General features: G+C 61.3%; 25 protein-coding genes. 13 read left to right on the forward strand and 12 right to left on the reverse strand.

From position 1 onward, the window contains the following. Positions 1 to 13: 13 nt before the first annotated feature. The 3 genes from JET17_RS16030 to JET17_RS16040 all read right to left on the reverse strand — a co-directional run bounded on the left by JET17_RS16030 (position 14) and on the right by JET17_RS16040 (position 3,917). On the reverse strand, positions 14 to 1,318 hold the full coding sequence (locus JET17_RS16030; RefSeq protein WP_012315007.1) for a CitMHS family transporter: 1,305 nt from the start codon (positions 1,316 to 1,318) through the stop codon (positions 14 to 16). A gap of 125 nt (positions 1,319 to 1,443) precedes the next feature. Beyond that, positions 1,444 to 2,760: a dicarboxylate/amino acid:cation symporter gene (locus JET17_RS16035; protein WP_012315008.1), complete on the reverse strand. Its 1,317-nt coding sequence runs from the start codon at positions 2,758 to 2,760 to the stop codon at positions 1,444 to 1,446. A 77-nt stretch (positions 2,761 to 2,837) separates the two neighbouring features. Beyond that, positions 2,838 to 3,917, reverse strand: a complete 1,080-nt coding sequence (locus JET17_RS16040) for a 4-oxalomesaconate tautomerase (protein WP_012315009.1) — start codon at positions 3,915 to 3,917, stop codon at positions 2,838 to 2,840. Between the two features lie 147 nt (positions 3,918 to 4,064). Between JET17_RS16040 and JET17_RS16045 the strand changes: the two genes are divergently transcribed. Further along, positions 4,065 to 4,958: a LysR family transcriptional regulator gene (locus JET17_RS16045; RefSeq protein WP_012315010.1), complete on the forward strand. Its 894-nt coding sequence runs from the start codon at positions 4,065 to 4,067 to the stop codon at positions 4,956 to 4,958. A gap of 96 nt (positions 4,959 to 5,054) precedes the next feature. Here the strand turns inward: JET17_RS16045 and JET17_RS16050 are convergent, their stop codons facing one another. The 3 genes from JET17_RS16050 to JET17_RS16060 all read right to left on the reverse strand — a co-directional run bounded on the left by JET17_RS16050 (position 5,055) and on the right by JET17_RS16060 (position 8,355). Beyond that, entirely contained in the window at positions 5,055 to 5,834 is a 780-nt protein-coding gene (locus JET17_RS16050) for a MetQ/NlpA family ABC transporter substrate-binding protein (protein WP_012315011.1), read from the reverse strand. Then, positions 5,831 to 7,006 (reverse strand): N-methyl-L-tryptophan oxidase, encoded by a 1,176-nt coding sequence (gene solA, locus JET17_RS16055; RefSeq protein ID WP_012315012.1) that lies wholly within the window; start codon positions 7,004 to 7,006, stop codon positions 5,831 to 5,833. The genes JET17_RS16050 and solA overlap by 4 nt, the downstream gene beginning before the upstream one ends. A gap of 104 nt (positions 7,007 to 7,110) precedes the next feature. Further along, entirely contained in the window at positions 7,111 to 8,355 is a 1,245-nt protein-coding gene (locus tag JET17_RS16060) for an MFS transporter (protein WP_012315013.1), read from the reverse strand. A 115-nt stretch (positions 8,356 to 8,470) separates the two neighbouring features. Between JET17_RS16060 and JET17_RS16065 the strand changes: the two genes are divergently transcribed. Further along, the gene (locus JET17_RS16065; protein WP_012315014.1) at positions 8,471 to 9,400 is read left to right on the forward strand and encodes a LysR family transcriptional regulator; all 930 of its coding nucleotides are present in this window, start codon (positions 8,471 to 8,473) and stop codon (positions 9,398 to 9,400) included. On the opposite strand, the gene JET17_RS16070 is transcribed toward JET17_RS16065, so the two are convergent. After that, positions 9,397 to 10,344 (reverse strand): MerR family transcriptional regulator, encoded by a 948-nt coding sequence (locus tag JET17_RS16070; protein ID WP_012315015.1) that lies wholly within the window; start codon positions 10,342 to 10,344, stop codon positions 9,397 to 9,399. The two genes, JET17_RS16065 and JET17_RS16070, sit on opposite strands and share 4 nt — an antisense overlap. Before the next feature lie 96 nt (positions 10,345 to 10,440). On the opposite strand from JET17_RS16070, the gene JET17_RS16075 reads away from it, so the two are divergent. The 7 genes from JET17_RS16075 to JET17_RS16105 all read left to right on the forward strand — a co-directional run bounded on the left by JET17_RS16075 (position 10,441) and on the right by JET17_RS16105 (position 15,949). Further along, the gene (locus JET17_RS16075; RefSeq protein ID WP_012315016.1) at positions 10,441 to 10,887 is read left to right on the forward strand and encodes a PAS domain S-box protein; all 447 of its coding nucleotides are present in this window, start codon (positions 10,441 to 10,443) and stop codon (positions 10,885 to 10,887) included. A 101-nt stretch (positions 10,888 to 10,988) separates the two neighbouring features. Next, entirely contained in the window at positions 10,989 to 11,411 is a 423-nt protein-coding gene (locus tag JET17_RS16080; protein WP_012315017.1) for a nuclear transport factor 2 family protein, read from the forward strand. Continuing rightward, a complete protein-coding gene (locus tag JET17_RS16085) occupies positions 11,408 to 12,160 on the forward strand; it encodes an SDR family NAD(P)-dependent oxidoreductase (RefSeq protein ID WP_012315018.1) in 753 nt (250 codons plus the stop codon). The genes JET17_RS16080 and JET17_RS16085 overlap by 4 nt, the downstream gene beginning before the upstream one ends. Before the next feature lie 7 nt (positions 12,161 to 12,167). Continuing rightward, the gene (locus tag JET17_RS16090; RefSeq protein ID WP_012315019.1) at positions 12,168 to 13,415 is read left to right on the forward strand and encodes an NAD(P)/FAD-dependent oxidoreductase; all 1,248 of its coding nucleotides are present in this window, start codon (positions 12,168 to 12,170) and stop codon (positions 13,413 to 13,415) included. After that, the gene (locus tag JET17_RS16095; RefSeq protein WP_012315020.1) at positions 13,412 to 14,224 is read left to right on the forward strand and encodes a DUF1365 domain-containing protein; all 813 of its coding nucleotides are present in this window, start codon (positions 13,412 to 13,414) and stop codon (positions 14,222 to 14,224) included. The genes JET17_RS16090 and JET17_RS16095 overlap by 4 nt, the downstream gene beginning before the upstream one ends. Further along, entirely contained in the window at positions 14,199 to 15,458 is a 1,260-nt protein-coding gene (locus tag JET17_RS16100) for an SAM-dependent methyltransferase (RefSeq protein ID WP_042111550.1), read from the forward strand. Before JET17_RS16095 ends, JET17_RS16100 begins: the two co-directional genes overlap by 26 nt. A 2-nt stretch (positions 15,459 to 15,460) precedes the next feature. Beyond that, positions 15,461 to 15,949 carry a DUF2878 domain-containing protein gene (locus JET17_RS16105; protein ID WP_012315022.1) on the forward strand — a complete coding sequence of 163 codons (489 nt, stop codon included), beginning with the start codon at positions 15,461 to 15,463 and terminating at the stop codon, positions 15,947 to 15,949. A 1-nt stretch (position 15,950) separates the two neighbouring features. On the opposite strand, the gene JET17_RS16110 is transcribed toward JET17_RS16105, so the two are convergent. Both JET17_RS16110 and JET17_RS16115 read right to left on the reverse strand, forming a co-directional pair. After that, positions 15,951 to 16,487 (reverse strand): DUF3833 domain-containing protein, encoded by a 537-nt coding sequence (locus JET17_RS16110; protein WP_012315023.1) that lies wholly within the window; start codon positions 16,485 to 16,487, stop codon positions 15,951 to 15,953. A 2-nt stretch (positions 16,488 to 16,489) separates the two neighbouring features. Next, complete coding sequence (locus JET17_RS16115; RefSeq protein ID WP_012315024.1) at positions 16,490 to 17,044, reverse strand: chalcone isomerase family protein; 555 nt, start codon at positions 17,042 to 17,044, stop codon at positions 16,490 to 16,492. Between the two features lie 263 nt (positions 17,045 to 17,307). On the opposite strand from JET17_RS16115, the gene JET17_RS16120 reads away from it, so the two are divergent. After that, positions 17,308 to 18,606, forward strand: a complete 1,299-nt coding sequence (locus JET17_RS16120) for an MFS transporter (protein ID WP_012315025.1) — start codon at positions 17,308 to 17,310, stop codon at positions 18,604 to 18,606. A gap of 108 nt (positions 18,607 to 18,714) precedes the next feature. On the opposite strand, the gene JET17_RS16125 is transcribed toward JET17_RS16120, so the two are convergent. Together JET17_RS16125 and JET17_RS16130 are read right to left on the reverse strand one after the other, a co-directional pair. Continuing rightward, entirely contained in the window at positions 18,715 to 19,467 is a 753-nt protein-coding gene (locus tag JET17_RS16125) for a TerC family protein (protein ID WP_012315026.1), read from the reverse strand. Between the two features lie 25 nt (positions 19,468 to 19,492). Continuing rightward, positions 19,493 to 19,732: a hypothetical protein gene (locus JET17_RS16130; protein ID WP_012315027.1), complete on the reverse strand. Its 240-nt coding sequence runs from the start codon at positions 19,730 to 19,732 to the stop codon at positions 19,493 to 19,495. 134 nt (positions 19,733 to 19,866) lie between these two features. Between JET17_RS16130 and nhaR the strand changes: the two genes are divergently transcribed. From nhaR to JET17_RS16145, 3 genes are all read left to right on the forward strand, one after another. Next, entirely contained in the window at positions 19,867 to 20,760 is an 894-nt protein-coding gene (gene nhaR, locus JET17_RS16135; RefSeq protein ID WP_012315028.1) for a transcriptional activator NhaR, read from the forward strand. 78 nt (positions 20,761 to 20,838) lie between these two features. Beyond that, positions 20,839 to 22,050: a serine/threonine transporter SstT gene (gene sstT / locus JET17_RS16140; RefSeq protein ID WP_012315029.1), complete on the forward strand. Its 1,212-nt coding sequence runs from the start codon at positions 20,839 to 20,841 to the stop codon at positions 22,048 to 22,050. A gap of 221 nt (positions 22,051 to 22,271) precedes the next feature. Next, the gene (locus tag JET17_RS16145) at positions 22,272 to 22,919 is read left to right on the forward strand and encodes a YceH family protein (protein WP_012315030.1); all 648 of its coding nucleotides are present in this window, start codon (positions 22,272 to 22,274) and stop codon (positions 22,917 to 22,919) included. A 5-nt stretch (positions 22,920 to 22,924) separates the two neighbouring features. Here the strand turns inward: JET17_RS16145 and JET17_RS16150 are convergent, their stop codons facing one another. Then, positions 22,925 to 23,113: a hypothetical protein gene (locus tag JET17_RS16150; RefSeq protein WP_012315031.1), complete on the reverse strand. Its 189-nt coding sequence runs from the start codon at positions 23,111 to 23,113 to the stop codon at positions 22,925 to 22,927. Positions 23,114 to 23,141: the final 28 nt, after the last annotated feature.

Consider the following 23,141-nt stretch of genomic DNA (forward strand, 5'->3'; position numbering starts at 1 on the left):
CGCCCTGGGCGGATCAGACGAAGAAGGACAAGGCACCGGTGAGCAGGGCCAGGGCAGTGATCACCAGCGAGGTGAGCACCGCCCATTTGACGGTGGCCTTCTGAAAGTCGCCGATATCGCGGTCGACCATGCCCACCAGCAACAGGGTCGAGGCCACCAGAGGGCTCATCAGGTGCACCGGCTGGCCGAGCACCGAAGCGCGGGCGATCTCTACCGGGTCGATGCCGTAGGCGGCAGCCGCGTTAGCCAGGATCGGAACTACGCCAAAGTAGTAGGCATCATTGGACAGGACGAACGTCAGCGGCATGCTGGTGATCGCCACCACCAGCGGGAACCAGTGGCCCCAGGACTGCGGAATCCAGTCCACGAGTGTCTGCGCCAGCGCATCGACCATCTTCGTGCCGGAGAAGATGCCGGCGAAAATCCCTGCGGCAAACACCAGCAGCACGACCGTCATGGCGTTGCCGGAGTGGGCCAGGATGCGCTCTTTCTGCACCTCGAGTTGCGGGTAGTTGATCATCAAGGCAGCGACAAAACCGATCATGAACAGGATCGCTGCGTGCATCACGCCCAGAACCAGCGCGATCATCACCGCTACCACGAGCAGCAGGTTCACGTAGGCAAGCCGCGGACGCTTGTGCGGCGTGTCCTCGAGAATCGCCTTGATGTAGCAATTGCCGCCACCGGATTCGAGCTTGATGTTGCCGATGCGTTTGCGTTCGGCACGGCCCAGCAGGAACGCGGTAAAGACCACCCAGGCAGCTCCACCGATCATGGTCGGCAACATCGGGATGAAGTACTCGGTCGCATCGAGCCCCAGCGCGGCGATGGCCCGTGTCGCCGGCCCGCCCCATGGGCTCAGGCCACTCATGATGCTCAGCGAAAGCATCGCCACCGTTGCCAGGATCATCGGGTTCATGCCGATGCGCTTGTACAGCGGCAACATGGCCGCACAGGTGATCATGTAAGTAGTAGTGCCATCGCCGTCGAGCGCCACCAGCAGCGAAAGCAGTGCAGTGCCGATGGCGATCTTGATCGGGTCGCCATTGACGCGTTTGAGAATCTTGCGGATCAGCGGATCGAACAGCCCTGCGTCGATCATCAGGCCAAAGAACAGAATGGCGAACAACAGCAGTGCAGCCGACGGGGCAACCATCTTCAGGCCGTCGAGCATCATCTTGCCGGTTGTCGGCGCAAACCCGCCGATCACGGCGAACACGATGGGAACAACGGTAAGCGCAACGATCGGCGACAGGCGTTTGCTCATGATGAGGTAGGTGAAGGTCACCACCATGATCAGGCCAAGCAATGCGAGCATGATTGGGTTCTCTTGTTTTTATTCTAAGGCGTGGCCATCTGGCGCGCAGACGGCCCCCTGCCCCACTCGGCATCACAGTGATGCTGAGCGGGGTTCAAGTCAACGAAGGGTGTTAAGGGTTATGTTCAGCCGTGATGACGAGGCTCTGCGGGCCAGCTGGACACCGCTGGCCCGACCTCATCGGCAAGGGGCTCACGCTCACCGTTCAGGGTGCGCATCAAGGTGTCCCTCTCACAGGCATTTTCGGAAAGCGAGACCACCACGGTGGCAACTGCATTGCTGGCAAGACTGGTCAGGGCGCGCGCCTCGGACATGAAACGATCAACGCCGATCAGCAGCGCCAAGCCTGCCAGCGGGATGTCGTGGATGACGGTCAGGGTCGAGGCCAGGGCTACGAAGCCACTCCCGGTCACACCGGCAGCGCCCTTGGAAGACAGCAGCATGATTGCGAGCATGGTGATGGTCTGCCCCAGGGTCAGGTCGATGTTACAAGCCTGGGCGATGAAGATTGCCGCCAGTGACAGGTAGATCGCCGTGCCATCCAGGTTGAAGGAGTAACCGGTGGGCAGCACCAGCCCCACCACCCCTTTTTTGCAGCCCAGTTTTTCCAGCTTCTCCAGCATGCGCGGCAACACCGGCTCGGTAGAAGAAGTACCGAGCACCACCAGAAACTCCTCACGAAAATAACGCAGCAGTTTCCACAGGCTGAAACCATGCGCGCGGCAGATGCCACCCAGCACGACGATGACGAAGAAGGCGCAGGCGATGTACAAGGTCCCCACCAGCTTCGCCAGGGCGCCAAGCGAGCTGATGCCGTACTGGCCTACGGTAAAGGCCAGGGCACCGAACGCACCGATCGGCGCGAAGCGCATCAGGTAGCCGAAAATGCGAAACACCATGGCCGAAGCGGATTCGAGCACATCCAGCACCGGCTTGCCCTTCTCACCCATCGACGACAGGGCAAAACCGCTGAGTACCGCGATGAACAGCACCGGCAGCACTTCGCCTTTGTTGAATGCGCCGATGAAGGTATCGGGAATGATGTGCATGAAAAAGTCGACCACACTCAGTTTCGCCGCAGACGCAGCATACTGGCTGAGCCCCTCAGTGCTGAGGGTGGCGGGGTCGATGTTCATGCCCTCGCCAGGCCGAAAGAGGTAGACCGCCGCAAGGCCGATGATCAGGCTGACAACGGTCAACCCCAGGAACAGCAGCAAGGTCTTGCTCATCAAGCGCCCCAGCGAACGCTTGTCGGTCATGCCGGCAATCCCGGTGACGATGGTGCAGAACACGACAGGCGCGATCATCATCTTGATCAGCTTGATGAAGGCATCGCCCAGCGGTTTGAGCGCAACGGCCTCTTGCGCCCAGAAATGCCCGACCACTACGCCCAGCACGACGGCGCAGAGAATCTGGAAGTACAGTGATTTTGCGATCTTCATGAGGCATCACCCATTGTTGAAATTGTGCGGATGCGCTTTGTTGCCTGGGTTACCACGGTTTGACGCCAGGCCAGATTTCAACCGGCCATACGCTGAAAACCAGGGGCGTATACAAATCCGGAGAACAGCCTGCGGGCAGTTCGTACCACCGAGGCCTGAATGGTCTGGCCATCAGGGCCACCGCGCGAAAGCGCGACATCGATTCCGCCGCTGGGATGTTCCAGGCGTACTTGGGTGAGTGCTTCGGCAGTATCACCGAGCATGTCCATCACGACAGTGCCTGGGCTGACGCAGGCAGTTGCCAGCCCGATGGACCCTGTGATGGCCAGCGCCCGGTGGCAGTTGTGCGGCATGAAATACCGGACCTGCAGCGTACCGTCAAAGCGTGGTGCCGATATCAGCACGGGCTTTGGGATCACCATGCCGCTGACGTCGCCCAGGCCCATGGCCTTGCCCGCTTTCAGGCGCAGGGCTTCCAGGCGCTGCAGCAGGGCCGTGTTCGCATCCAGTTGCGCAGGGGTTTCGGACCCCGTTACGCCCAGTTGTGCGGCATCGACGATCATCATGGGCATGGCCATGTCGATGCAGGTGACGGGAATACCGTCGATCACATCCTTGGCCTGCCCCGTCGGGAACAGCTTGCCGGTCTTGCTACCCACGGCATCGAGGAAGGTCAGGTGAACCGGGGCGGCAGTCTCCGGCACGCCGTCGATCGCCGTACGCCCTTCATAGCGCACGATGCCGCCGGGTGTCTCCACCAGCGAATTGACGAAAGTGTTGGTGTTGAGGTTGCGGATACGCACCAGGGTCTTGCCGTCATTGCCCTTGACCAGCCCTTGCTCGATGGCGAACGGGCCAACGGCACACAGCATGTTGCCGCAGTTGGGGGCGGTATCGACGCGGCGCTGGGCAACCATCACTTGCACGAACAGGTAGTCAACGTCGGCGTCGGCATGCAGCGAAGGGCTGATGATGGCCACCTTGCTCGTCTGCGGGCTGCCACCGCCGATGCCGTCGATCTCAAGCTCGTGACCGGAGCCCATCAGGTTGATCAGCAGCTCGTCGCGCTCGACCACATTGGCTGGCAGATCCCACGCATGAAAAAACGGGCCTTTGGAGGTACCGCCGCGCATGAGCACACAAGGAATTCGTTGCATGACTACTGACTCTTGTTGATCAATTGGGGAAATTGATGTTCTGGGCACAAGAGTGACAAAGATTGATAAATCGATCCAATGCAAATATCGTAGCTATTATTGCGTTTAACAAAACAATAAAGCGGTAACTCCCCTTAGGAACGCATCATGGAATATGAGCTGCAAGACATAAGATCTTTCGTGAAAATCGCCGAACTTGGCAGCTTTCACGAGGCGGCTGAGGTGCTACACCTCTCGCAACCTGCGTTGAGCCGGCGGATAAAAAAGCTCGAGGAGGGTCTGGGAACGCCCCTGCTCGAGCGAACCACCCGTCGCGTGAGCCTGACCACAGTCGGCCGCGATTTTCTGCCCAAGGCCAGACGCCTGCTGGATGACTTTGAAGATTCGATCCTGAGCATTCGTGAACTTGCAGAGCGCCAGACAGGCCAAGTGACCCTGGCCTGCATCCCCACCGCCGCGTTCTACTTCCTGCCCTCGGTGATTCGTGACTACAACGAGCAGTACCCGAAAATCCGTATTCGCCTGCTGGACCTCAGTGCCAACGAGGGGCTGGAGGCGGTACTGCGCGGCGAAGCCGATTTCGGCATCAACATGATGAGCGGCCAGCATCCGGATATCGAGTTCGTGTCGCTGGTGCAGGAGCGTTTCGTGCTGGCCTGCCGGCGCGATCACGAGCTGGCCGACCGCGCGTCGGTCACCTGGACAGAGCTTGCCGATTACCGGCTCATCGGCGTCGGCCGCCTCAGTGGCAACCGCATGTTGCTGGACCATGCGCTGTCCGGGCTTAGCTGGCGGCCGAAGTGGTTCTATGAGGTGCAGCACCTTTCCACCTCGTTGGGCATGGTCGAAGCAGGGCTGGGGGTGTCGGCCATGCCAAGCCTGGCCATGCCGGCTGCCGACCATCCAACGCTGGTGAGCATTCCGCTGATGGAGCCCGAGGTGACGCGCACGCTCGGGCTGGTGTATCGACGTGGAGCCTCGCTTTCACCTGCGGCTGAAAAGTTTGTTTCCATTCTGCTGGAGAAATGGCCGAACCGTTGATCGGTTGGGGTTACTCAAGAGTCAGGTTATTAACGGATTGTCCGGGGGCGGGATATCGGGAGGTGGACGCCACAGCAATCCCCCAAAGGCCAAAAATCAGAACGCCGGCACAACATCGCCGTGGTAGCGATCCAGGATGAACTGCTTCACCTGAGGCGAATTCAACAATGCCCCAAGCTTCTGTACAGCCGGGTCGCTAGCCTTGTCCCTGCGTACATACAGGTAGTTGGCGTACGGCGATTCGGAGCTTTCGATGAACAACGCATCCTTGTGCGGCTCAAGCTTGGCCTCCAGCGCGTAGTTGGCATTGATCAGCGCCAGGTCCACCTGACCAAGGACGCGCGGCAGCATGGCGGCTTCAAGTTCCTTGAACTTCAGATGTTTCGGATTGCTGGTGATGTCAGCGGCGGTCGCCATTATGTTGCCAGGGTCCTTGAGCGTGATCAGCCCCTGCTTGGCAATCAGTAGCAGTGCGCGCCCGGAGTTGGTGGGGTCGTTGGGTATCGCAACGATGGCGCCGTCCTGCAACTCGGCCACAGATTTGACCTTGCTTGAGTAGGCCCCGAACGGTTCGATGTGTACAGCAACAACCGGTACCTGGTCGCTATTGGGCCGGTCTTTCTTGTACGCCTCGTAGTAGGGCTTGCTCTGGAAGTAGTTGGCATCCAGCCGGCCCTCGTCTACCTGGCGGTCAGGCTGGATATAGTCGGTGAAGACCTTGATATCCAGCTCGACCCCCTGCTTGGCCAGCTCAGGTTTGAGGAATTCCAGAATCTCGGCGTGAGGCACAGGCACCACAGCGATCTTGAGCGTTTCAGCCTGTGCAGTACCGAGCGTGGCAGCCAGCAGAGCCAGCGAAAGTGCAATGCGCTTCACGAGAGTTTTCCTTGGAATCGTTGGAGGGTGAACGATGACAGATCGAGGTCTGTCGAGCCCCGGATGCACCACTGGGCGAATGCCTCGCCCAAGGCGGCGGAGTGTTTGAAACCATGGCCAGAGCACGCTGACACCACCAGGGTGTGCTTCAGCGCAGGGTGTTCGTCGATAATGAAGTGGCGATCTGCAGTGACGGTGTAGGCACAAACGGCAGACTTGACGACCTTGTTGGTCACCCCGGCGATACGGCCTTGTACTTGCAACTCGTACATCTCGCGCTCTTCTGCCGCGCTCACGGTCCGGTCCAGCAGGTCGGGCAGCGATGCCGTGTGGTATTGGGCCGTGGCGATTTTCAGGCTGCCCTCACCCGGCAGCGCAGGGAAACCGTAATTGATTTTGTCGTCCCCGCGCCCATGGGTCAGGATGAACGTTGGCGATGCACCCTCAAGGCCCGCCTCGGCTTCGAGCTCGAACCAGAACAGCTTCTGCCGGTAGACACGCAGCAAACGGTCGAACGGCTCGCCCAACAAACCACCCGCCCAGTTGCCGGCGCTGAACACCAGTTTGCGGGCCTTTAACGTACGCAGGTTGGTGCAGACCGTGACGCCGCTTTCATCCGAGCTGATCTGAGTAACCGTTTCACCTGTGTGCAGCGTTGCCCCGTGTTGCACTGCCAGGCGCAACTGCGCGTCGATGCACCGTTCGGGGCGCACGAAGCCGCCACCGGGCTCGAAGTAGCCGATCGCATCGTCGCGCACGTTGGCAAATTGCGGGAAGCGCTGACGGATCTGTGCAGCGCCAAGCACTTCGTGCTCGATTCCGTAGGCTTGGGCCAGGCCTATGGTGCGCAGGGTGAAATCGCTTTTATCGTCCGGATCGAAGTCGGGACTGGAGGTCAGTGCCAGCAAACCGGACTGCTCGAACAGCGATTCGCCGGACAGCGCCTCAAGTTCACGCCAGATTTGCTGGGCCCTCTTCACGATGGGCACATACTGGGCACCCTCGCCAACGGAAAGCCGGGTAATGCGCGTATCACCGTGGCTCGAGCCAAAGGTATGCGGTGGGTGGTAGCGATCGACCCCCACCACATCCACGCCCGCCTTGGCCAATTGATAAACGGTGGCGGCCCCCATGGCACCAAGCCCGATGACGACTACTTCGCAGTGCTCCACTGACTATCGCTCGCTCAAAAAGGCGCTAGTTGAAAGCAGGCGGGCTCAGTAAACAAAGAATTAAAGGGTATATCGATATGCCCTTGAGTAGACCGTATTCAACGTCAGCTTTCTTTCACTGGCGCGGCTGCCGTTGCGCGAGTGCCTTGAGCAGCAGGACCGGACCGATCGCTTGCCATCCACAACAGCAGTGACAAGCCCACCGCCAGCACTGCAATCAGCGCCCCCACCCAGCCCAGCGCCGCCAGACCCAACTGCTCAATGGTAACGCCGCCAATCACAGCGCCCAACCCGATGCCCGCGTTCGCCGCAGAGACGTTCAGCGTGCCGGCGAGGGCCTGCGCTTTGGCGCCTGCGATCATCACGCGCACCTGGCAAACAGGGAACAACGCGGTATACGCAATGCCCCACGCCGCCAGGGCCACAACCAGCAACCACAGCGTATCGACCGCGGGTGGTGCACCCGCCATGCCGGCGCCCAGCACCGTCAACAACACGATGGTCGCGCCAAGCGGGCTGCGGTCGACCAGCCGCCCGCCGATGGCGTTGCCGATCATGCCTACCGCACCGAAGCCCATCAGCCACCAGCCGACCTGCGCGCTGGGCACATGGGCAAGGCGCTCGAGCAGGTCGGCCAGGTAGGTGTATGCGCTGAACATGGCAGTGAACACCACCACCGAGAGCGCCACGTGGAAGACGAACTTCGGATCCCGCAGGATGACCGTCTGGCGTTCGCCGCCCGCCCTTTTGGGGGCATCTGGCAGCTGTGGCAGGAACACCCACATCAGCAGCGCAATGACCAGGCAAAGACCCGAGATCAACCAGAAGGTGCCCCGCCAACCGAGCGCATCGGCTGCCAGTGTGCCCAGGGGAATACCGAACACGAACGCCGCCGTGATGCCCAGATAGACCCGGGCGACCGCCTTGCCTTCATTGCCTTTACCCGCCAGCTGGGCTGCCGATTCACTGGCGGTGCCCCAGAACACCGGAAGCGTGGCAGCAGCCAGGATGCGCGACAATGCCATGGTCCAGAAGTCAGTAGCGACCGCCGACAGCGCATTGGATGCGGCGAAGATCAGCAGAACCCCGAGAAACACCTTTTTGCGATCCCAGTGGGATATCGCAGCGGTGAGAAACGGCCCGACAAGCATCACGGTAAAGGCGAACACGGTGACCAACTGACCCGCTTTGGGCACGGTAATGCCCAGATCCCGGGCGAGCCCGGGCAAGATGCCGAGAATGATGAATTCGGTGGTCAGCACCGCGAACGCCGCCATCGTGAGGATCAGAATGCTGGTGCCTGCACGGGCATCTGCTGCCCCCGACAGGGACGCAGGGTTGGCATGCATGAGCGAATACTCCAGAACAGAAAAATGGAGCAGGAGGGTATACTGGAATAAAATTATCATCTTAGGTATTTAAGAAAGGATAATTAAGAAATTTATTCAACAATTGGAGGCGCCATTGCTCAGTGAACAACGCTTGAAGGGCATTGCGGTTTTCATTTGCGTGGCAGAGGCCGGAAGCTTCACTGCTGCGGCCGAACGCATGAGCCTGACCACCTCCGCAGTCAGCAAAAGCGTGGCGCGGCTGGAGCAGCGCCTAAATATGAAGCTCTTCGCACGCACGACACGGCGCCTGGCACTGACCGATACGGGGGCCAATTACTACCAGACCTGCAAGCAGATCCTGGCCAGCCTGGAAGAGGCCGAAATGCAAATGCACAGTGCCCAGACCGAGCCCTGCGGCCGGGTGCGCATCGACCTGCCGGCGTCATACGGCAAACTGCGGGTGCTACCCCTACTCATCGAGTTCATTGCCGAGCATGAGCTGCTGATGCCACATATCACGCTCACAGACCGCTTCGTCGATCCCATCGAGCATGACATCGACATCCTGGTGCGCATTGGCGGGCCGCAGACCTGGCCCCAGGGTGTAGAACGGCGGCTGATTGGCATCCAGCAGCACATCTTTTGCGCAGCACCGGGTTATCTGCAACGACGGGGCGTGCCTGAGACGGAACGGGACCTTCATGAGCACGGATGCGTGCTTTACGGCAGGACCGACGGCGGTGTGTATCCACTGCACTTCCCAGGTGCTCATGCCAGTGACAGCGAGCAGCGTGTGGTCTCGGGCCGTATTGCCATCGGTAACGCTGAAGGCCAGCTTGCCATGGTGCTGGCCGGGCTGGGGGTGGCCCAATTGCCCTCCTGGCTGGTGCAGGAACATCTTGACGCTGGCACGCTGGTCCAGATCCTGCCTGAGCTGAGTACCATCGGCCTGCCGATCAACGTTGCATGGCTGAAAAGCCGGCAATCGCTTCCTAAAGTAGGCGCATTGGTCGATGTCATCTGCGCGAGGCTGAGCCAGCAGGCAGCAGCCCAAGCCGGCTAGAGGTGGTGCTCAATGCTTTCCTCCCCTTCTGCACGCTGGGTGGGCGAGAGCTCCAGCGCCCCCCTGAGCAAGGCATTGAGCATCGCGCCTGCCTCGCCACCCCGCCCATCCAACAGCCTCAGCGGAATTCCCTTCAGTGCAGTGGCCGACTCGGCCAGGCCATCACCCAGCAGCGCCAATGGGCAGGCGATATCCATCTGCAAGGCGCGCAGACGATCTGCCAGGCCACGGCTCACAGGGGGCTGCACCAGCACCACCAGCGCGGCGGGCGCAATGGCTGCACACAACAGGGGCAATTCCTCCAATGGTTGTTCGCTGCTCAGCACGTCAATACGCTGCTGCTCACTGCTCAGCAGCAAGCCGTTGCACAGCAGTTCAAGCTCAGCACTGCCCCCTGTATCGGCCAGCAGCACGCGCGGGGCGTTGGCCTGGTTCAACTGCAGGCGCAGCAGCAACCGGGCGCGCAGAAAGGCATCGAGAAACAGCCACTGGCTACGCTGGCCGTATGAGCTGCCCGACTGTAATGTGCGCCATACAGGCATCAGTACGTCGAGCAACACCGTGGTTTTGGGAAACAGCGTGAAAAGCTGCCCGTGAATACCCTCGAGCGCCTGGCCATCGAACGCCTGGGTTGCACGTAGCACGGCAGCACGCCACGCGGCAAAGCCATCGGCAGCCGGTTCAACCGTTTGCTCGTATGCGTCTCGCCGTCTGGCCAGCATTTCGCTTACTTTGCTGATCGGCAGGCCACTGGCGGTCCAGCGCAGTATGTCGCGGATGTGCTGAACATCCTGTGCGGTGTAAAGGCGATGACCGCCATCGGTGCGCTGCGGCCGGATCAGGCCATGCCGCCGCTCCCAGGCACGCAAGGTCACCGGGTTGACTCCGGTCAGGCTGACAACGTCACGCATTGGCAACAGGTCGGTGAAGGTGGCTTCGTTCATTGCGGCGGGTCATCAGGACGGTTACACATACTAAACCTATAGCTGCATGCAGGCTAAGCTGCGCATAAGCATACGCAACTACTTCAAGGAGGCCCCATGATCGACGCAAAACTCCTGCAATTGATGGTCGAGGCGTCCAACGACGGCATCGTCATTGCCGAGCAGGAAGGAAACGACAGCATCCTCATCTACGTCAACCCCGCCTTCGAGCGCCTGACCGGCTACGCAGCCGATGACATTCTCTATCAGGATTGCCGCTTCCTGCAGGGCCAGGACCATGACCAGGAAGCGCTGGATGCCATTCGCCAGGCCATCCGGGACGGGCGCCCGAGCTGCCAGGTACTGCGCAATTACCGCAAGGACGGCAGCCTGTTCTGGAATGAACTGTCGATTTCGCCAATACGAAACGAGGCCGATCAATTGACGTATTACATTGGTATACAGCGTGACGTCACGGCCCAAGTGTTCGCCGAGGAGAGAGTACGAGAGCTGGAAGCAGAGGTCGCCCAGTTAAGGCGACAACTGGATGATAGGGACAGCTGACACCTCCCGCGCAAAACTGTACAAAATTGTGACCCTGTATAGCTTTATGCGGTGGAATCGACTATACCTGTACAAGAAACCATTTTTGTACAGGGCCGCGCATGTCCAGCTATCTGCAAACCTTCGCCGAACGCTTTGCCAGCCTCGATGCGAACAATCTCGACCGTCTGGGTGACTTGTACAGCGAGGATGTCACGTTCCGCGACCCACTGCACAAGATCGACGGGCTGAGCGACCTGCGCGCCTACTTTGCTGAGCTCTACGCCAACACCCAGGAGGTGCGTTACACCTTCGAGGGTACCGACGAGGTCCAACCGGGCCACGGCTACATTCGCTGGACCCTGCATTTTCGCCACCCACGCCTGGCCAACGGGCGCCTGATCAGCCTGCAGGGTTGCAGCCACCTTCTCTGGCACGAACGCGTGCACTTCCATCAAGACTACTTCGACGCCGGTGCACTGCTTTACGAGCATGTGCCGGTGGTAGGCAGCGCTGTCCGTTGGCTCAAGGGGAGGCTCGCATGAGCCGCTGCTGGCTGACTGGCGCCAGCAGCGGCATCGGTGCCGCGCTGGCGCAACAGCTGCTGGAACAGGGGCATCAGGTTGCGCTGGGTGCTCGGCAGGCCGAAAACCTGGCGCCGTTGACCGCGCAGTTTCCCCAGCAGACATTGCTGGCTATCGGCGATATCAGTGACCCTCGGCAGGTCGCTGATGTTGCCGCACACATTGAACGCAGCTGGGGCGGGCTCGACCTGGTGATTCTCAATGCAGGCACCTGTGAGTACCTGGAACCGGGCCATTTCGACCCGGACCTGGTCGAACGCGTAGTGCGCACCAACCTGATTGGCGTCAGTCACTGCCTGCACGCTGCCCTGCCCTTGCTGCGGCGTGGCCAACGCCCGCACCTGGTGGTCATCGGCAGCTCGGTGTCCTGGCTGGCGCTGCCCCGTGCCGGGGCCTACGGTGCCTCCAAAGCGGCCGTGCGCTACCTGATCGAATCGCTGCGCATCGACCTGGTCAACGAGGGCATCGATGTCACGCTGATCAGCCCTGGCTTTGTCGATACGCCATTGACCCGTCGCAATGACTTCCCCATGCCCCAGATCTGGAGTGCAGAACGCGCCGCCAGGCACATTGTCGTGCGCTTACCCAAGCGCCTGCTAGAAATCAACTTCCCCGGTGTATTCACTGTGGTGCTGCGCCTGCTGGGCGCAATGCCGGTGCGCTGGCGACTGAAGCTAGGCCAGCGCCTGGCACGTAAGCAACAGGACTGAAACAGACATGCGCATCGCAATCATCGGTAGCGGTATTGCCGGCCTTACTTGTGCCTATCTGCTCTCTCGGCGGCATGAAGTCACTGTATTCGAGGCCGCCGACTGGATTGGTGGCCACACGCATACTGTCGATGTCCAATGGGGTGGCCAACAGTACGCAGTGGACACCGGTTTTATCGTCTTCAACGACTGGACCTACCCGCACTTCATCCGCCTGCTCGACCAGCTCAAAGTTGCCTCCAGGCCCACTGAAATGAGCTTTTCGGTACATGACCCGCGTAGCGGTTTCGAATACAACGGCCATGACCTGAACACGCTGTTCGCCCAGCGCAGCAACCTGTTATCGCCAGGCTTCTGGGGCATGCTGCGCGATATCCTGCGCTTCAACCGCAAGGTCCTTGCCGACCTGGACAGCCAGCGTATCGACGAAGCCACCACCCTGGGTGGCTACCTGCAGACGCAGGGATATGGCCAGCGCTTCATCGACCACTACATCGTGCCGATGGGCTCGGCTATCTGGTCGATGTCACGCGCCGACATGCTCGGTTTTCCGCTGCAGTTCTTCGTGCGCTTTTGCCGTAACCACGGCCTTCTATCGGTGAGCAACCGCCCGCAATGGCGGGTGATCGAGGGTGGCTCGCGCAGTTACCTGGCACCGTTGTGCAAGCCATTTGCCGAGCGCATCCGCCTCAACTGCCCTGTTGACCGTGTCAGCCGTGACGAAGGCGGCGTGACCGTGTTCAGCGCAGCCGGCAGCGAGCGCTTCGACAACGTGGTGTTCGCCTGCCACAGCGATCAGGCTTTGGCCTTGCTGGAGGCGCCCAGTGCCGATGAGCGCGCAGTACTCGGCGCCATCACCTATGCCAGTAACGATGTGGTGCTGCACACCGACACCCGACTGCTGCCAACCCGACGCAAAGCCTGGGCCAGTTGGAACTACCGACTCGGCGGCCCGCAGCAGGCACCGGCCGCGCTGACCTACGCGATGAACATCCTGCAAGGTATCGAAGCGCCGGTGACCTTCTGCGTGAGCCTGAACCAGACCGCGCTGGTGGACCCGACGCAGATCCTCGCCCGCTTCAACTACGCGCACCCGCAGTACAGCCTCGTCGCCCTCGCGGCCCAGGCCCGACAGGCTGAACTGCAGGGCCGACAGCACAGCTACTTCTGCGGCGCCTACTGGGCCAACGGCTTCCACGAGGACGGCGTGGTCAGCGCCTTGAAAGTGGCTGAGTTTTTTGGGGAAAGCTTGTGATCAGCAGCCTGTGCCACGGCTGGGTCAGCCATAGGCGCCTGACACCGCGCCCGCATGCCTTCCGCTATCGGATCGGCATGTTCTACCTGGACCTGGATGAACAACCCCGCCTGCTCAGCCTCAGCCGCTGGCTAGGGCGGTCGCGACTGGCGCCGCTGAGCTGGCGCGAAAGCGATTACCTGCCGGCGCTTACCCGCAATGGCATGCCATTGGCCCAGGCCGCTCGGCAATTGGTCGGCCAGGCCACCGGGCAAACGCCTGAAGGCGCCGTACACCTGCTAACCCAGCCGCGCTGCTGGGGGCTTTCGTTCAACCCGGTGAGTGTCTACTTCTGCCACGACCACGCCGGCCAGCTGCAGGCGATCCTGCTGGAGGTGCGCAACACGCCATGGCGCGAGCGCTTTCACTACGTATTGCCGGTGCAAGACGGCCTGTCTACCGGGTTTTCCGTGGCCAAGGCGTTCCATGTGTCGCCGTTCATGCCCCTGGACATGGAGTATCGCCTGCGTTTCTTGCTTGATGCGCGGCGCGTTCACGTCCACATGGAAAATTGGCGCAAGGGGCAAAAGGTGTTCGATGCCGACCTTGCGCTGCAACGCGGGCCGCTGGATCGCGCCGCCCTGCACCGCCATATCCTGAGCTTCCCCTGGATGAGCCTGCGTACCGTAGCGGCCATCTACTGGCAGGCCTTGCAGCTACTGCTCAAGCGCACGCCCATCCACGACCATAGCGCCAGCCTGGGTAACCTGAGCCTGGGCCAAGCCGCCTCCAAGGAGTTAGATGATGACCGAGCCCACCCTGAGCGTTAGCAAGTCCACCGGCCTGACACCGCTGCTTGGCAACCTGGCCAGAACCGCCGTGCTGGCCCAGTTGCGCGGCTTGGCCCGCGGCAGTTTGCGAGTCATCTGCAATGATCGTCAGTGGACCTTCGGTGAAGCCGGCAGTGCTCTGCACGCCCAGGTCGAAATCGTTGACGAGGCCGCTTGGAGCCTGGTCGCCAGTAATGGCTCGATCGGCGCCGGGGAAGGCTATATCCATGGCTACTGGCGCACACCCGACCTGGCCGCAGTCACCCGTGTGTTCGTCGCCAACCTCGAGGTGCTCGATGCCATGGAGGGCGGGTTGGCCCGCCTGGCACGCCCGGCCCTGCACTTGCTGCACCGGCTCAACCGCAACAGCCGACGCGGTTCACGGCGCAACATCCTGGCCCATTACGACCTGGGCAACGCCTTGTTCGAACGCCTGCTCGACCCAACCATGATGTACTCGGCGGCGCAGTTCGAGAGCGCCGAGCAAACCCTGGAGCAGGCGCAACTGAACAAGCTTGAACGCATCTGCCAGAAGCTCGAACTCCAACCCCACGAACACCTGCTGGAAATCGGCACCGGCTGGGGCAGCCTGGCCATCCATGCTGCCACTAAGTATGGCTGCCGCGTCACCACCACGACGCTGTCCGAGGCGCAGTACGCCCATACCCTGCAACGGGTGCAAGCGCTGGGCCTTACGCAACGCATCACGGTGCTGCGCGAGGACTACCGCGACCTGAGCGGGCGCTTCGACAAGCTGGTTTCGATCGAGATGATCGAAGCCGTCGGCCACCGTTACCTGCCCACCTACTTCCGCCAGTGCGCCGCACTGCTCAAGGAGGATGGCCTGATGCTGCTGCAGGCCATCACCATTCGCGACCAGCGTTACGCCCAGGCGCGGCGTTCGGTGGACTTCATCCAGCGCTACATATTCCCAGGCGGTGCGCTGCCATCACTGAGCGTGCTGCTGGACACCGCCAGCCGCAAGACCGGGTTGAACCTGTTGCATATGGAGGACTTTGGCCAGGACTATGCGCGCACCTTGCGCCACTGGCGCGATAACCTGCGCCAGGCGCGCACGGCACTCAAGGAACTGGGTTACGACGAAACGTTCCAGCGCCTGTGGGAGTTCTACCTGTGTTACTGCCAGGGTGGTTTCGAGGAGCGTGCCATTGGCGTGGCGCAATTGCTGTGGGCCGCGCCGCAAGCCCGTCGGGCGCCTTTGCCAGGTGCCTGAACATGTCACGTACCTGGCTTATCGCCAACGCAGTGTGGTTGCAGGCTGGCTGGTGGGTGTGTGTACTCGGCGCCCACAAGCCCTGGCTGCTTGCTCTGGTACCGTTAGGCCTGGCGCTGCATTTGGGTTATTGCCATGAGCGTCGCGCAGAAGTGCGTGCGCTGCTGGCGATAGGGCTTGCAGGATGTCTATTGGACAGTCTGCTGGGGGCATTGGGGGTATTCGCTTTTGCCCAGTGGCCCCTGCCCGGCTGGCTGGCCCTTATGTGGCTGGTGTTGGCCAGCGGGTTACGCCACAGCCTGGCTTGGGCTGCCCGCCCTCTGTGGCTCGGGGGGATGCTTGGACTTTTCGGTGGGCCGTTGGCCTACCTGGCGGGGGCGCGGCTAGCCGGTGTGGAACTGCCGATGGGTCCCCTGCCTACCGCCCTGATACTGGCACCGATCTGGGCGGTGGCATTTCCGTTGATGCTACGTCTGGCGAGAGCAGCCTGAGTCACGGCGATGTCGTTGGCAGGCGGCGGAAAAACAAGGTGATCTGCCCGACTTCCACACCCAATTTGCGCATGCTCGAGCGGTTGATCAGGGTGTCTTCATCCATCAGGTACATCCAGTCATCGATATCCATTTCCCAATGCCGGCCGTCGACCGGCAGGTCCAGCCGGTAGCGCCAGTGCAAGGCATTGCCCGCAACCTCGCCGCGGGCCTCGCCGATCACATCGCCCGCACGTCCACGCCAGCGCCCGGGGCCGTCCGGGGTCAGGGTCCAGATGCGCCGCTGACGCGTACCGTCGCTGTACACAAAGTGCTCGTCAAGGATCAGCCGGTCACCTTCGCGGCGGCTGTCGATGCGCACATCGAAGCGTTTGACCACCTCCCCCGAGCGATTCTGGAACATGCCCCAGGCCTGCACCGGCACGGAGAAGAACGTGACCAGGTCGAGCGCCGGCTTTTCACGGGCGTAATGGTCGACTTCGACATTGCCGCAACTGCCGAGCAGCAAGCAGCCAACCAATAGCAACACTCTTCGCATGTTCAATCTCCTTGATCATTACCGGCCAGGCCGAGCAGGCGCTGGCGCAATTGAGGGTCCCGGGCCCGCGGGTCCAGCCAGATGGCAAAAAATGCCCTGGCAAACGCCGGGTCGGCGATTTCGCGACGCAGTTGACCATCGACATAGAACCGGGAGCCCTGCCCCGGCAGGTACACCCCGGTGATGCGCATGCCCGGGCGCACATCGACGAACGCTTCATTCATAGCTTGCTCCCAACGCGCAAGAGTGGCCTCGGGTAAAGGACGGTCGCTCAGGCGACGCATTTCATCCAGACTGGCCTGCACCAACGCCTCGCGTGATAACCCCCGGTGGTAAAGAAGTTCCAGGGCAAACGGCTCACTCCAGCCCTGCGGCGAGCCGGCGCTCCACAAACGGGCGGTATAGACACGCAGGCCAAACCAGGTGAACTCACCGCTGCCGACGCTGCGCGCCTCGGGCACCGCTGGCCGCCAGTCCGCCACCGCGGGTGGCATGACAGCAAGCGCAGCGGCAAGCACGAACAGATTGAGGGCTGGGATAGTGCTTCGCATGGCCATACTCTGAAGACCGGAATATCCAAATATTGTACAAGTATATTTTCATGTACAACTTTATGTAGAGATATCGGTTCTTTCCCACAAAATAATGACGGACGGCAATCGTTCGGTTATCGAACGGTAGCGCGGTTTCTGGCATTGACGGTCCCTGCTTCACTGCTCACCATGCCACGGCCTTGCGGGTGCTCTCTGCCTTGAGCCAAACCCGCAGGCCAGAAGCATCCAGCAGCTCATTACAATTTCAAGAAACAGGGACATCGGCCATGCCTCCTATTCCCCATGCTTCCATGGGCAGCAAGATTCGCGACGCCTTTGCTGTCGGCAAGACGCGCTGGGGCATGCTCGCCCTGGTGTTCTTCGCCACCACACTGAACTACATCGACCGTGCCGCCCTCGGCATCATGCAGCCCATGCTGGCCAAGGACATGAGCTGGACGGCGATGGACTACGCCAATATAAACTTCTGGTTCCAGGTGGGTTACGCCATCGGCTTCCTGCTGCAGGGCCGGTTGATCGACAAAATCGGCGTAAAACGCGCATTTTTCATGGCGGTACTGCTCTGGAGCCTGGCCACCGGTGCCCATGGCCTTGCCACATCGGCCGCAGGCTTCATGGTCTGCCGCTTCATCCTCGGCCTGACCGAAGCCGCCAACTATCCGGCTTGTGTGAAGACCACGCGGCTGTGGTTCCCCGCGGGTGAAAGGGCCATCGCCACCGGGCTGTTCAACGCCGGTACCAACGTTGGCGCGATGGTCACCCCGGCGCTGCTGCCAGTGATCCTGGCCGCCTGGGGCTGGCAGGCCGCCTTTATCGCCATGGGTTGCCTGGGCCTGGTCTGGGTGGTGTTCTGGGGCTTGAAATACTTCAACCCTGAAGAGCACCCGACTGTGCGCCAGAGCGAGCTGGAGTACATCCAGCGTGAGGCCGAGCCTGAGGCGGTACGTGTGCCCTTCAGCCGCATCATGCGCATGCGCGGTACCTGGGCCTTCGCGGTGGCGTTCGCGATCACCGCACCGGTGTTCTGGTTCTACCTGTACTGGCTGCCACCTTTTCTCAACCAGCAGTACAACTTGGGCATCAGCGTGACCCAGATGGGCATACCGCTGATCCTGATCTGGCTCACGGCCGACTTCGGCAGCATTGGCGGCGGCATCCTGTCGTCCTGGCTGATAGGCCGTGGGGTACGCGCCACACGGGCACGCCTGATATCGATGTTCATCTTCGCCTGCACCATGATCAGCGTGACCTTCGCCGCCAACGCCAGTGGCCTGTGGGTAGCGGTGCTTGCCATTGCCGTGGCGGTCGGCGCGCACCAGGCCTGGACGGCGAATATATGGAGCCTGCTGATGGATTACACGCCCAAGCACCTGATAAGCACGGTGTTCGGCTTTGGCAGCATGTGTGCGGCCATCGGCGGCATGTTCATGACGCAGATCGTCGGCACCGTGCTGACGGTTACCAATAACAACTACGCAGTGCTGTTCACCATGATCCCGGCGATGTATTTCATTGCACTTGTGTGGTTGTACTTCATGGCGCCGCGCAAGGTCGAAGCGGCGTAAGCGTCAGTTGCACCCTTCCTGGAAGGGGCATGCCGGCGGATGCCAGCCAGTCAAGCGACCTGGAGCCGGCTTGCCGGCGAATGGGGCGCAAAGCGCCCCCGCCATGAATCAGCCTTCGGTCGCTTCGCGCTTCATCCGTGCCCGGCGGGCCAGGATGTTGAGCACTTCGATCGCCGTCGAGAAGGCCATTGCCGCATACACGTAACCTTTTGGCACATGGGCACCGAAACCTTCAGCGATCAAGGTCATGCCGATCATGATCAGGAAGCCCAGGGCCAACATGACCACGGTCGGGTTGTCGTTGATGAAGTTCGCCAACGGGTCAGCGGCCACCATCATGACGATCACGGCAGTGATCACGGCAATGATCATGATCGGCAGGTGCTCGGTCATGCCCACAGCGGTGATGATGCTGTCAACCGAGAACACGATGTCCAGCAGCAGGATCTGGAAGATCGCGGCCGCGAAGCCCAGGGTAACCGTGGAGGACACCTTGGCTTCTTCCTTGGCGCCGTGCGGGTCGACGTTTTCGTGGATTTCCTTGGTTGCTTTCCACAGCAGGAACAGGCCACCGGCAATCAGGATCACGTCCTTCCAGGAGAAGGCATTACCGAACACTTCGAATACCGGGTCGGTCAACTGAACGATCCACGCCACCGTGCTGAGCAGCGCCAAACGCATGATCAAGGCCATGCTGATACCGATACGGCGTGCCTTGGAACGGTATTCGACCGGCAACTTGTTGGTCAGGATCGAGATGAAGATCAGGTTATCGATGCCCAGTACGACTTCCATGGCCACCAGTGTGGCAAGGGCTACCCAGGCGGTGGGGCTTGCGGCGAGTTCCAGCAAATATTCCATTTTTCAGTCCTGCAACGTTTCTGGGTCAGATGTCCTGGGTTTTATCTTGCTGGTCGGCGTCCTTGGGCTTCTGCCCTTCGGTGCCGATAGCGTCGCTCAGCGCCTGCTGCGCCGCTTCGTTGGTGTCATCGATGGCCTGCTTGGCCGATTTGGCGGCCTGGTCGAGCATCTGCTGGGCAGATTTCTCGGCCTGGTCGCAGCCTGCCAGGCTCATCAGTGCCAAGGCTAGCACCAAGGGTGTGCCAATGGATTTGAATTGCAGCATGGGGTCCTCGCTTGTCGATATCCCGGCGGCGCGCAATGCGCCTGATGGCGTCGAATTCTAAAGATGCCGATACATCAGGAAAATTCGTATTTTCAGCGGTTATACTTCGGTTTTAACGAATCGGGAACCCAGTGATGCTCAACTATCGACAGCTTCACTATTTCTGGGCCGTAGCCAAGACCGGCAGCATCGCCCGCGCCAGTGAGCAACTGAACCTGACCCCCCAGACCATCAGCGGTCAAATCAGCCTGTTCGAGCAGACCTACGGCCTGGAGCTGTTCCAGCGGGTCGGGCGGCAGCTGGAACTGACCGAAACCGGTCGCCAGACCTTGGTCTACGCCGAGCAGATGTTCCAGATCGGCGGTGAACTGGAGGCCATGTTGCGCGCCGGCCCGCAGGAACAGATCCTGTTTCGCGTGGGGGTTGCCGACGTTGTGCCCAAATCGATCGTCTATCGTCTGCTCGCGCCCACCATGGAGCTGGACGATGTGCTGCGCATCAACTGCCGGGAGGACAAACTCGAACGCCTGCTGGCAGACCTGGCGATCCAGCGCCTGGACCTGGTGATATCCGACAGCCCGATGCCCAACCACCTGGATATTAAGGGTTACAGCCAGAAGCTCGGGGAGTGCGGTTTGAGCTTCTTTGCGACAAAAGCCTTGGCCCAACGCCACGCTGGCGTCTTTCCTGGCTGCCTGCACGATGCACCATTGCTGATCCCGGGCCAGGAGACGGTGGTGCGCAGCCGGCTGCTGCGCTGGCTTGGAGAGCAGCAGGTGCAGCCGCGGATAATCGGCGAATTCGACGACAGCGCCTTGATGCAGGCATTCGGCCAGTCGGGCAGCGGGATCTTCGTGGCTCCCAGTGTGATTGCCGAGGAAGTGTGCCGCCAGTACGGGGTGGAGCTGATCGGGCAGACCGAGGCGGTGCACGAGTCGTTCTACGCCATCTCAGTTGAGCGCAAGGTCAAGCACCCCGGGATCGTGGCCATTACCGAGGGGGCGCGTCGGGAGCTGTTCCATTGGTGAACGCAAAGAGGCCGGGACGGCCCTACCAAGGTCTATGGTAAAGTCACGCCCTTTCAAGATACCGAGATAGCGCAGCACATGTCCCCCCTCCTCCGCGTCCTCAACCGCACCAGCCTGGTGACCCAGATCGTCATCGGCCTGATCGCCGGTATTGCCCTGGCCTTGCTTGCGCCAGCCATCGCCCTCGACCTGGGCTTTCTCGGCAAGGTGTTCGTCAGCGCCCTGAAAGCAGTCGCGCCGGTGCTGGTGTTCATTCTGGTCATGGCTTCGATCGCCAACCATCGCCATGGCCAGGAAACCCACATCCGCCCGATTCTCTGGCTGTACCTGCTGGGCACCTTCTCCGCTGCAGTGGTGGCCGTTGTCGCCAGCATGCTGTTCCCTTCGCAGCTTGCCCTGAGCGCCGGCGATGTCACCCTGAGCGCGCCTGGCGGTATCGGTGAAGTGCTGCAAAACCTGGTGCTGAGCGCCGTCGACAACCCGATAAACGCCCTGCTCAACGCCAATTTCATTGGTGTGCTGACCTGGGCCATCGGTTTGGGCGTGGCCCTGCGCCATGCCGGCGAAACCACCCGCACCGTGGTCGAGGACCTGTCCAACGGTGTAACCCTGATAGTACGGGTGGTCATCCGCTTCGCCCCGTTGGGCATTTTCGGCCTGGTCAGCTCGACACTCGCCCAGTCAGGCCTCGATGCCCTGCTTGGCTACCTGCACCTGCTGGCAGTGCTGATCGGCTGCATGCTGTTCGTGGCGCTGGTGATGAACCCGCTGATCGTGTTCTGGAAGATCCGCCGCAACCCTTACCCACTGACGCTGCTGTGCCTGCGCGAGAGCGGTATCACGGCCTTCTTCACCCGCAGTTCGGCGGCCAACATTCCGGTCAACCTGGCACTGTCCGAGCGCCTGGGCCTGCATGAGGACACCTACTCGGTGTCGATCCCGCTGGGTGCGACCATCAACATGGCTGGCGCGGCCATCACTATCACCGTGCTGACCCTGGCAGCGGTGCATACGCTGGGCATCCCGGTCGACCTGCCTACCGCGGTGCTGCTGAGCATGGTGGCGGCGGTCTGCGCCTGTGGTGCGTCAGGCGTGGCTGGCGGTTCGCTGCTGCTGATCCCGCTGGCGTGCAGCCTGTTCGGCATTCCCAGCGAAATCGCCATGCAGGTGGTGGCTGTGGGCTTCATCATTGGCGTGCTGCAGGATTCGGCAGAGACTGCGCTGAATTCTTCGACCGACGTGCTATTCACTGCGGCGGCCTGCCAGGCGCAAGAGCGCCGTAGTGCTTGAGATAGCCAGGGCCGCGTAGCGGCCCATTCGCCGGCAAGCCGGCCCACAATAGATGGCGTCAAGGTTTGAAATCAAGCAACACTGCAGCCCCACAGGCTCTGCACATGCCTTGAGTTCAGGGCCAGTCTGTGGGCGCCGGCTTGCCGGCGATGGGGCAGTGATTGCTTAACCCGGGCGCTTTACCTACGCTAGTGGCCTTTTCCTCGCAATGAGACTTGGCCATGTCAGAAAATCAAACCGCAGACGAAGGCCGCTTCAGCAGTACCGAGATCCGCATTCTTGGCGCGCTGATCGAAAAACAGGCCACCAGCCCTGAAAGCTACCCACTGACTCTCAATGCCCTGGTGCTGGCCTGCAACCAGAAGACCAGCCGTGAGCCTGTCATGAACCTGACCCAGGGCCAGGTTGGCCAGGCGCTGCGTGCCCTGGAAAGCCAGGACATGACCCGGCTGCAGATGGGCAGCCGCGCTGACCGTTGGGAGCAACGGGTGGACAAGGCACTGGAGCTGGTACCGGCCCAGCTGATACTGATGGGCCTGATGTTCCTGCGTGGGCCGCAAACCCTCAACGAGCTGCTGACCCGTAGCAACCGCTTGCACGACTTCGATGACACCGAACAGATCCAGCACCAGCTGGAGCGCCTGATCTCCCGCGGCCTGGCACTGCACCTGCCACGCCAGGCTGGCCAGCGCGAAGACCGCTATACCCATGCACTGGGTGACCCGGCAGAAATCGAGCAGATTCTTGCCGCTCGCCAGCAGGAAGGTGGGGCGCGCAGCAGTGGCGGCAATGTGTCGGAAGAAAGGATCGAAGCCTTGGAAGCAAGGATTGCCGCGCTGGAGGCGCGCCTGGCCGAACTTGAAGGCTAAGCCACTCAGTGTTCCGGTTCTGGGAAGTTGCGGCAGCTTTTGCGCTCGGCCATTTCCCGGTCACTGGGGCGCTGGTCGACGAACACGGTACGGCCGTCTGCGTAGATTTCCAGGTAACCCCAGTGCAGGTCCTGCTCCTGCTGCCCGGGCTGGGGTGGCACTAGCCACCAGGGTTCGCGGCTGATCAGGGTCATGGCTTGAATTCCCGAGGGTGTCTGCAGT

Origin of the sequence: Pseudomonas putida (genome assembly GCF_016406145.1) — a bacterium.
GTDB classification, from domain to species: domain Bacteria; phylum Pseudomonadota; class Gammaproteobacteria; order Pseudomonadales; family Pseudomonadaceae; genus Aquipseudomonas; species Aquipseudomonas putida_E.

Excerpts from the sequence above, each read along its gene's own strand:
- JET17_RS16085 (WP_012315018.1), top strand. The coding sequence starts at position 11,408 with ATGAGCCGCTGCTGGCTGACTGGCGCCAGCAGCGGCATCGGTGCCGCG.
- JET17_RS16040 (WP_012315009.1), bottom strand. The coding sequence starts at position 3,917 with ATGCAACGAATTCCTTGTGTGCTCATGCGCGGCGGTACCTCCAAAGGC.
- JET17_RS16080 (WP_012315017.1), top strand. The coding sequence starts at position 10,989 with ATGTCCAGCTATCTGCAAACCTTCGCCGAACGCTTTGCCAGCCTCGAT.
- sstT (WP_012315029.1), top strand. The coding sequence starts at position 20,839 with ATGTCCCCCCTCCTCCGCGTCCTCAACCGCACCAGCCTGGTGACCCAG.
- JET17_RS16045 (WP_012315010.1), top strand. The coding sequence starts at position 4,065 with ATGGAATATGAGCTGCAAGACATAAGATCTTTCGTGAAAATCGCCGAA.
- JET17_RS16115 (WP_012315024.1), bottom strand. The coding sequence starts at position 17,044 with ATGGCCATGCGAAGCACTATCCCAGCCCTCAATCTGTTCGTGCTTGCC.
- JET17_RS16120 (WP_012315025.1), top strand. The coding sequence starts at position 17,308 with ATGCCTCCTATTCCCCATGCTTCCATGGGCAGCAAGATTCGCGACGCC.
- JET17_RS16090 (WP_012315019.1), top strand. The coding sequence starts at position 12,168 with ATGCGCATCGCAATCATCGGTAGCGGTATTGCCGGCCTTACTTGTGCC.
- JET17_RS16150 (WP_012315031.1), bottom strand. The coding sequence starts at position 23,113 with ATGACCCTGATCAGCCGCGAACCCTGGTGGCTAGTGCCACCCCAGCCC.
- JET17_RS16060 (WP_012315013.1), bottom strand. The coding sequence starts at position 8,355 with ATGCATGCCAACCCTGCGTCCCTGTCGGGGGCAGCAGATGCCCGTGCA.
- JET17_RS16100 (WP_042111550.1), top strand. The coding sequence starts at position 14,199 with ATGACCGAGCCCACCCTGAGCGTTAGCAAGTCCACCGGCCTGACACCG.
- JET17_RS16035 (WP_012315008.1), bottom strand. The coding sequence starts at position 2,760 with ATGAAGATCGCAAAATCACTGTACTTCCAGATTCTCTGCGCCGTCGTG.
- JET17_RS16105 (WP_012315022.1), top strand. The coding sequence starts at position 15,461 with ATGTCACGTACCTGGCTTATCGCCAACGCAGTGTGGTTGCAGGCTGGC.
- JET17_RS16070 (WP_012315015.1), bottom strand. The coding sequence starts at position 10,344 with ATGAACGAAGCCACCTTCACCGACCTGTTGCCAATGCGTGACGTTGTC.
- JET17_RS16030 (WP_012315007.1), bottom strand. The coding sequence starts at position 1,318 with ATGCTCGCATTGCTTGGCCTGATCATGGTGGTGACCTTCACCTACCTC.
- nhaR (WP_012315028.1), top strand. The coding sequence starts at position 19,867 with ATGCTCAACTATCGACAGCTTCACTATTTCTGGGCCGTAGCCAAGACC.
- JET17_RS16110 (WP_012315023.1), bottom strand. The coding sequence starts at position 16,487 with ATGCGAAGAGTGTTGCTATTGGTTGGCTGCTTGCTGCTCGGCAGTTGC.
- JET17_RS16125 (WP_012315026.1), bottom strand. The coding sequence starts at position 19,467 with ATGGAATATTTGCTGGAACTCGCCGCAAGCCCCACCGCCTGGGTAGCC.
- JET17_RS16130 (WP_012315027.1), bottom strand. The coding sequence starts at position 19,732 with ATGCTGCAATTCAAATCCATTGGCACACCCTTGGTGCTAGCCTTGGCA.
- JET17_RS16145 (WP_012315030.1), top strand. The coding sequence starts at position 22,272 with ATGTCAGAAAATCAAACCGCAGACGAAGGCCGCTTCAGCAGTACCGAG.
- JET17_RS16075 (WP_012315016.1), top strand. The coding sequence starts at position 10,441 with ATGATCGACGCAAAACTCCTGCAATTGATGGTCGAGGCGTCCAACGAC.